The 7,708-nt window shown below is 38.2% G+C and carries 10 protein-coding genes; 1 reads left to right on the top strand and 9 read right to left on the bottom strand.

What is annotated here, in order from left to right; all coding sequences use genetic code 11:
* Positions 1–19: 19 nt before the first annotated feature.
* From MTCD1_RS17755 to MTCD1_RS17745, 4 genes are all read right to left on the bottom strand, one after another.
* Positions 20–706, bottom strand: coding sequence for a flagellin (locus MTCD1_RS17755; RefSeq protein ID WP_057179455.1), 687 nt, complete (start codon positions 704–706; stop codon positions 20–22).
* 110 nt (positions 707–816) lie between these two features.
* The gene (locus tag MTCD1_RS21545; protein ID WP_197410238.1) at positions 817–954 is read right to left on the bottom strand and encodes a hypothetical protein; all 138 of its coding nucleotides are present in this window, start codon (positions 952–954) and stop codon (positions 817–819) included.
* Between the two features lie 78 nt (positions 955–1,032).
* On the bottom strand, positions 1,033–1,809 hold the full coding sequence (locus MTCD1_RS17750; RefSeq protein ID WP_057179456.1) for a tetratricopeptide repeat protein: 777 nt from the start codon (positions 1,807–1,809) through the stop codon (positions 1,033–1,035).
* Between the two features lie 245 nt (positions 1,810–2,054).
* Positions 2,055–3,980 carry an ATP-binding cassette domain-containing protein gene (locus MTCD1_RS17745; protein ID WP_057179457.1) on the bottom strand — a complete coding sequence of 642 codons (1,926 nt, stop codon included), beginning with the start codon at positions 3,978–3,980 and terminating at the stop codon, positions 2,055–2,057.
* A 144-nt stretch (positions 3,981–4,124) separates the two neighbouring features.
* Here MTCD1_RS17745 and MTCD1_RS17740 point away from each other — a divergent pair, with 144 nt between their 5' ends.
* Positions 4,125–4,328: a YheV family putative zinc ribbon protein gene (locus MTCD1_RS17740; RefSeq protein ID WP_057179458.1), complete on the top strand. Its 204-nt coding sequence runs from the start codon at positions 4,125–4,127 to the stop codon at positions 4,326–4,328.
* 78 nt (positions 4,329–4,406) lie between these two features.
* On the opposite strand, the gene MTCD1_RS17735 is transcribed toward MTCD1_RS17740, so the two are convergent.
* From MTCD1_RS17735 to MTCD1_RS17715, 5 genes are all read right to left on the bottom strand, one after another.
* Positions 4,407–4,802, bottom strand: a complete 396-nt coding sequence (locus MTCD1_RS17735) for a hypothetical protein (RefSeq protein ID WP_057179459.1) — start codon at positions 4,800–4,802, stop codon at positions 4,407–4,409.
* On the bottom strand, positions 4,774–5,052 hold the full coding sequence (locus MTCD1_RS17730) for a hypothetical protein (RefSeq protein ID WP_057179460.1): 279 nt from the start codon (positions 5,050–5,052) through the stop codon (positions 4,774–4,776). Before MTCD1_RS17730 ends, MTCD1_RS17735 begins: the two co-directional genes overlap by 29 nt.
* 467 nt (positions 5,053–5,519) lie before the next feature.
* On the bottom strand, positions 5,520–6,287 hold the full coding sequence (locus tag MTCD1_RS17725; RefSeq protein WP_057179461.1) for a hypothetical protein: 768 nt from the start codon (positions 6,285–6,287) through the stop codon (positions 5,520–5,522).
* A gap of 13 nt (positions 6,288–6,300) precedes the next feature.
* Positions 6,301–6,951: a hypothetical protein gene (locus MTCD1_RS17720; protein ID WP_057179462.1), complete on the bottom strand. Its 651-nt coding sequence runs from the start codon at positions 6,949–6,951 to the stop codon at positions 6,301–6,303.
* 2 nt (positions 6,952–6,953) lie between these two features.
* The gene (locus MTCD1_RS17715) at positions 6,954–7,553 is read right to left on the bottom strand and encodes an esterase/lipase family protein (protein ID WP_057179463.1); all 600 of its coding nucleotides are present in this window, start codon (positions 7,551–7,553) and stop codon (positions 6,954–6,956) included.
* Positions 7,554–7,708 lie beyond the last annotated feature (155 nt).

The following is a 7,708-nucleotide window of genomic DNA, read 5'->3' as shown; positions in this document are numbered from 1 at the left end:
AAAATTGGACACTGTTTCACTAGATTAATTTATTAAAGAGTATGCCTTTACGTTCTTCTTCATTTTTCTTAGTGATGATGGCACTTTGTAACAGCACGGCATTTTGTTCTTGTTCGCTCGTTACCGCGGCAAAGTCGGTATCTTCAATTTGAGAGCGTGCAGCACTAACATTGATAATAGTGGTTTGGTAGGTGGCTACTTGACGAGCCAAAGCATTAGTTGCTGCACCTAAAGCACTAGCACTTTCATTGACCAGTTGTGAGGTGTCTTGAATAATTGTTTGTGTGGTTGAAGGGTCGCTAGCATCGAGACCACTGATAAAATTATCCTGCCCTAATACCTCACTAGCAAGGGTATTTATTTGCTCGGTAATTTGGTCTAATTCAGCCTGTATGGCATCACCAGCGTAAAGGGGGTTACCTGATTGAATAGATAACTCTTGTGCACGCAACAAGCCATCATTAATCGCTGACAAAGCGCCAGCTGCAATATTATTAATATTGGCTTGGTCTTGGGCGTTAAAGCTCAGTTGTTGATTTTGATTAATTTGACTAGTAAGCCGATTGGCAATTTGTAAACCAGCGGCATCATCAGCGGCTTTATTAATGCGTTTTCCCGAGGCGAGTTTTTCCGCTTGCTCTTCTCTTTGTTGATTGAGCTTATCAATAAAGCTTAAATTGGCTGATGATTGATTTACCGACAACATAACTATACCTCAACAAGCTAAACTTGAATCTTACTAACAAGTAGTATAGCAAGAGAGAGCTATTTAGCTTATGTCAGCAGACTACTAACCTAGTTAATATAATCATTAGATTAGCGATCTTTACTATCCTCTTGAATATGCGTAATAAAGTAATAAATATAATAACCAGAAATAGCGAGAAGAATAGCTAAACCACCTAAAGCGAACATCACTACAGGATCGTTAGCTAACATTGATAATAAGTTCATATTGAGCTCCATAATTTACTAAGTAATTCGTGATGTACCTAGTGTAATTAATTTGCCCAATCACTAAACTGATTTAGATCAATAGTAGCGCTGCTTTTCTGCCATTTTTTCTTGCAGTGCTAGTTGGTTTCTTATTTTCTTATAAATTTGATTAGCCTTTTCCAAGCTCTCTATAATTTCAAGTCTAGATAAATCTCGTTCATCCATTATTCGGCTTTTTTCAGCATTTGGATAACCATTCCATGATGCCATGGTATTCCAGACAAAAGACATCGGCGTGCTTTTTTCTACGCCTTTTCCTTCACTATAAAGTAGGGCTAAATTATATTGAGCAAGGGCATAGTTTTGATTGGCGGAATTTTGATACCAACGTGAGGCTTTAAAGTCATCTTGTTTTATGCCGGTACCATTGGCATAGGCAACGCCTAAGTTAAACTGTGCACTCGCTAAACCTTTTTTTGCTGCTTTATGGGTCAATTCAAAATATTTCTTCAGGTCTTTTTTAACGAGCTTTCCTTCGCTATAAAGTAAGGCCAACTCAAATTGTGCATCGGGATAGTTTTGTGCAGCAGCAAGCTGAAATAACTCAAGAGCTTTCATGCCATCTTTAGGCACAGAGTAACCGAATTGATAGATCAAGGCCATTTGATATTGAGCGGGTGCATAGCCTTCGTTTACTAGTGGACGAAATTGGCTAATAGCAGCTTGGAATTTACCACGATTAAACTCATAAATACCTTGCTCAAGATCATTGCCTTGACTAAAGGTAGAGAAGCTAGCGAGTAAGATCATTGCAGAAAGTATTTTTTTTACGCTAAAGTGTATTTTGAGCATTGCACTGGCTTTAGGGAACATAATTTTCCTTGGTCGGCATTATTATTATGAATAAGTGTAGCTTAGAACTTATGTGACTTACATTAAAGAACTGTTTCTTCCCATAATTTTTTGCCGTTATGGCTATAATTCACCTTTTATCACCGTTTCGGAAATTATTAATGCTGGGATTATTGTCAGGCGCTACACTCTATTTAACGAATTATTGGCGATAGGGAAGTGCTCTTCGCTTAAGAGCACTTTAGCTATATTTTAATTGTTCGCGGTTAATTTGTCACTGACATCATTTCTTCAATCTGCTCAGCAACTTCAAGCCACTCCATTTCATTATCTTCAATATCGTTTTTCAAACGCGCTTGTTTTTTCAGTAAGTCGGTCAATTCAACTTTGCGTTCTGCTTGGTAAATATCACTATCACTTAATAACGCTTCAACTTTTGTTAACTCTTCTTGCCAATGATGAATACTTTTCTCTAATTTATCCGCTTCTTTACGCAAAGGCGCCGATTTTTTGCGTAGCTCAGCTTGTTGCTGGCGAAGTTGTTTTTTGTCTAAGCCTTTATCACTGCTTTGTTGACTACTTTTTATCGATTTCATGGCTTGTTTTTTATCATCATTAAGCCATTGCTGATAATCATCAATATCACCGCTAAAATCACTGACTTGGCCGTTAGCAACAAGATAAAATTCATCAACACAGGATTCTAATAAAAATCTATCATGGGCAATTAATATAATGGCGCCCTCAAAGTCCTGTAATGCCATGACTAAGGCTTGACGCATTTCTAGATCTAAATGGTTGGTTGGCTCATCTAATAATAATAACTGCGGTTTTTCTAACACGATTAATGCTAGTACTAAACGTGCTTTTTCACCGCCAGACATATTGCTCACGGGAGCAAGTGCTTGGTCGCCGCTAAAGCCAAATTTACCTAAAAAGGTACGCGCCTGTGGCTCACCTAAGCTTGGTTTAGCACGCAGGATATGATCAACTGGACTCGATGCTATATGCAATTGCTCTAATTGGTGCTGAGAAAAATAACCAATTTTTAGCTCTTGTGCACAATATCGCTCGCCGCTAAGTAAAGCAATATCTCCGGCGAGTGATTTGATCAGGGTTGATTTACCCGCGCCATTTCGCCCTAATAAACCAATGCGACTGCCCGGCACTAAGGTTAAGCTAACACTGTCTAAAATGATTTTTTGTTCACTCTGGTCAGACTTAGGGTAACCACACTGACTGTCTTTAAGGGATAATAGTGGGTAGGGCAAACTTTCTGGTTGTTCAAAGCTGAAGGTAAATTGGCTATCAACATGAGCTGGTGCTAAATCTGGTAATTTCTCTAAGCGCTTTAATCGGCTTTGTGCTTGTTTTGCTTTACTGGCTTTAGCACGAAAACGATCAACAAAAGCGGTCAGATGGGCGGCTTCTTTTTGCTGTTTTTGATATTGTGCGTCTTGTTGTGCTAAATGTTCGCGGCGTTGGCGTTCAAAAGAGGTATAGTTACCGTTGTATAATTTAGCCTGCTGGTGCTCAATATGGAGTATTTGACCAATCACTGTATCAAGAAAGTCTCGGTCATGTGAAATCAGCACCAGTGTACCGGTAAAACGCTTTAACCAACGTTGTAGCCAAATAACCGCATCTAGATCTAGATGGTTAGTCGGTTCATCGAGTAATAACAAATCAGCACGAGAGATTAGCGCTTGCGCTAAGTTTAAGCGCATGCGCCAACCACCCGAAAAATCTTTCACTGGGTTAGCGAGTTGCGATTGTAAAAAACCTAAACCATGTAATAACTCACCCGCACGGGCAGGTAAGCTGTAGCCGTTAATGGTATCAATTTTATTAATAATGGTGGCTTCAAGGTTACCGTTATCATCTATGCGTGCTTGCTCAAGTTCGCGCTCTAACTGACGAAATTCTTTATCACCATCCATGACATAATCAAGGGCACTTTGCGCTAAAGACGGCGTTTCTTGTTTTACTGTCGCTATATCCCAACTTGCCGGCATAGATAAATCACCACCGTCGGGCGTTAACTCACCCAAGAGTGCGGCGAAAAGAGAAGATTTTCCACAACCATTACTGCCTACTAAGCCTACTTTATGGTTAGGGTGAATAGTAAAGCTAGATGATTTAATTAGGTTTTTAGCCCCTCTATCTAAACTTAGGTCTGTGGCTATAATCAATGGTAATTCCTCGATAAAATGGCATAGCGTTGCTGGGAAAAGACAAGCTAAAAAAATGCCTGTGCATTGTCGCTGTTCCTATGACCATAATTCAAGGTAAAATAGCGATAATTCTGGATTTAGTGTAATAAATAGTAGGTAAAAATGAGCAACCCCCTAAAAAAGAGATTTATCGCCGGCGCAGTTTGTCCAAAATGTAAAGCTATGGATACCCTGGCACTAACCAAAGAAAATAACGTAGAAAAAGTGACCTGCGTTAGCTGTGGTGAACAAATGGTACAAACTGAAGCACAAGTTGAGAAAGTTATTCGTGCAAATGAACAAGTGATTGGTGTGTTTAAGCCTTAATTCTTGTCGGTGTGAGTGGGGTCAGATCAACGTGAAGTACTCATTAAAGTTGATCTGACCCCGATTGAATTGAAATCGCTAATTAACCGTTAAAGGTAAGTTAAAGTTTTGTACTAAACGGGCTTTGTTATTTATAGGCACGTTTAATAAGTCAGTGGTGGCGTTTGTTTTTGCTTCAGCTTCATAAACTATTAGCATGCTGGCATCTGAGTCGCTGCAGCCCTCCTTATGAGTTAATGGAATTGTGATTATACTCTCACCTTCTTCTAGCTCTATACCTACACCATCGTCATCGTTTAAACACTTCGAAAACATCATTACCGCTAAATGACCGCTGTTATGTTTACTAATAATTCTTAGGGTAAAATCTTTATCTGCTGAGGCGACTAATGCATTCATATTTTCAATTTCAAGTAGTGCTGGAAAGTGAATATTAAAGCTATCTTCAATGATACCTTGGCGCTTGAATTCCATGCACCAAGTATTGGTTATCTTGTAGCTCTTCAAAACTCATTTTGGCAGGTTCAGGCTGATTAGAAGTATTGTTAAAATTAAATTCACAACACGTTGGATATGAGCCAAATAAGCCGTTTTCTTGATAATTTTTACCTAATGCCATATTGCCATTAGGCGCTGTAAGGGAAAGTTGATCATTTACAGATAAAGATAGTTCCCCTGCACCTTTCAGCTTTAAAAAAACCTTCTTCGGCAGGTAATCGTTCAATACTAATATCTAATTTATTAGTGTTACCAGCCGCTGTTGGATAATTTATAATTAGACCAATAGATTCTAAATTATAAATTAAATCACTACTTGATATGCTATCACTTTCTTCTGAAGAACAGCTGGTCAATAGTAAAATAGAGATTAATAAAATTATTTTTTTTCATTGTGATATTCCTTATCGTTAATGAAATGAGATGGTTACATTTTATTAACAATAAGGGAAGGATTTATTTTTAGTCAGAGGGCTGCTTTAAAGGGAGTAACTAGAATTTATTAGGGATAATCAAAGTAAGAAACTAGTAAAGCTAATGATGAAACAAGATGGTACAAACTGAAGCTCATGTTGAAAAGGTTATTCGTGCAAATGAACAAGTGATTGGTGTGTTTAAGCCTTAATTCTTGTCGGTGTGAGTGGGGTCAGATCAACGTGAAGTACTCATTAAAGTTGATCTGACCCCAATTAATTACTCCTTTAAAACCAGTTCAATACGTTGCTCTAATTGACTTATCGTAATAGCTAACGGTACTTGTAAAATATCTGTTGTTTTTTTTTGTGGCGGCTGCCCTAGCATAAAATCAACTACCATGGCATTTAAGCCTTTACATTGTATGACATCTTCTTTTTTGATAGTAATCATTTTATCAGCGGAACTCAGAGGGAAATATAATGATACATCGCAAGACTCTGCAGATAATAATCTGATATCTATGTTGCCACCTAATATTTCTTGTTGCCAGCTTAAGGTTATCGAGCCATCGTCATTCATTAAAAAACCATCAAGTTGATCTAATACAATAGGTTTAGCTAATGTTAAGGTAAAACTATCTTCTAAAATTCCGTTTCGTTTAAACTCAAATTGCCAAATATTATCCGCTAACGCTATATCAAAGTCTGCTAAGTTTTCTCTATGTACACCAGCAGAAAAAGTACAACATAAAAAGATAGATTTTAAAAGCCCCAGCTGTTGATAATTGACCCCCTTCATAACTTGGCCATCCGGCGTAATTAAATTAAATTGGTCATTTGCAGATAATTTAATATCGTTATAATTGTTTGCTGTAATACCTACTGAGCCTGCGATGCCTAAATCAGCGCCTGAGCTGCCAAAGCTAGCACTGGTGGTTAGCAAACCACTATACTGAAAATCACTACTGTTTACAGCTTCACTTTTTTCGGTTTCATTACATGCTGTTAGCAGTATTAGTAAGAGAACTAAGAATGATTTTTTCATTTGTAAATCTTCCTTATTGGACTAACAAAGTGAATGGGTAAGTAACCATGCGATGCTCTAAATGCTGAGCATAAGCATCACCGCGATATATATATTTATCAAAACTACCATTTTTCCCTGCAAAGGCAGAATCAGTGGTAACAAAAACATGGCGACCCTTATTTACGGTGCGAGTTTCTTTTTTAACACTGAGCAGCGCCTGATTTCCAGACCTAATGCTATCACTGATATTTTTGTACATAGTCACATAACTACCATTGCGTGCTTCTCTAGGGGTTGAATACAACCGAGAATGTGGACCATTTGATAGATACCATTTTATGTCGAGCTTTAAATCATTCTCGACTCTGCCAGTATACACTTCGGGAATAGGACTTAAATCACTTTTCCCATATGAAATCGCAGTGCTGCGTGTTGGGTTAAAGAAAATAGCTAAATCTTTAAAACGCTTGCGTAATGCAATGTTTTGCGGGCTGCCTTCATCCAGTTGTTTGAAAGTGTAAGAGTCAAAAATATCATTAATTGACTTTAAACGGCGACGGTTATCCCGACAGTCTCTTCTTTTTCGGCTATTCCAGAAATATAAGACAGTACAGCTTCTAAGTTTCTTTGCTTCTGTTTCAATTTTATTAGCAAAGGCTCTAACATCTTGTGGTATATGCACACCTAAAAAGGCGAGTCTATGGCAACAAAATCACTGACGTTATGTACTTTACCTTTGTTTTCCATATACATAATGGCGAGTTTACCCACAATACCGCCCATTGAGTGACCAACAACCCTAACTTCAGCGCTTGTTTTGGCAAGTTTTTCTAATAACGTTGCTAATGCCCAAGCATTTGATTCTATGCCAGAGTCTTGTTTGGCATAACGAAATAACACTAAATCATAGCCCGCATTGTAAATACTGGTCTCTGCATTAAGTTTAGGGCTGTTGAGAATAAAACGATCAAAGGTCTCTTTTTCATTGGCAACCTTGTTTAGAGTAAAACCATCGGTAAAATCGCCACCATAACCTTGCACAAATACAATCGGTTTATTGAGCCTTTTATCTTTACCATAACGTACAGAGACATAACCAGAGGTTGAAACAATCGTTCTTTGTCGCCATTCAACACAGCGAGATCCTGGCGCAGCTTTAGGTTCAATAAATTGTGTTTGTTTGGCTAAAAAATCAGCGGTAGAGGTTACTTGATGCGCGAGGCCTGTTGATTCTACTTTTACGGCTAAAGTGCTTTCAATAGTAGTGTCATCAGAGGCGGACAAATATGGGTGTTCTGGGTGTGATTTTATATGTTGCCCGTCCCACCGCACACAATAACTTTCAGTACGTGTTGCTTGTGTCGGTGTTTTTCAAGATAGTTGGCACTGTTTACCCTAATTTTGTTAAGCGACTTCTTTTTGTTCGTTTTTTATACTTT

The sequence above is a fragment of the Colwellia marinimaniae genome, from assembly GCF_002207865.1.
Taxonomy (GTDB): Bacteria; Pseudomonadota; Gammaproteobacteria; order Enterobacterales; family Alteromonadaceae; genus Colwellia; species Colwellia marinimaniae.
The sequence above is the reverse complement of the archived record's forward strand: the minus strand, read 5'-3'. Positions and strand labels throughout refer to the sequence as shown.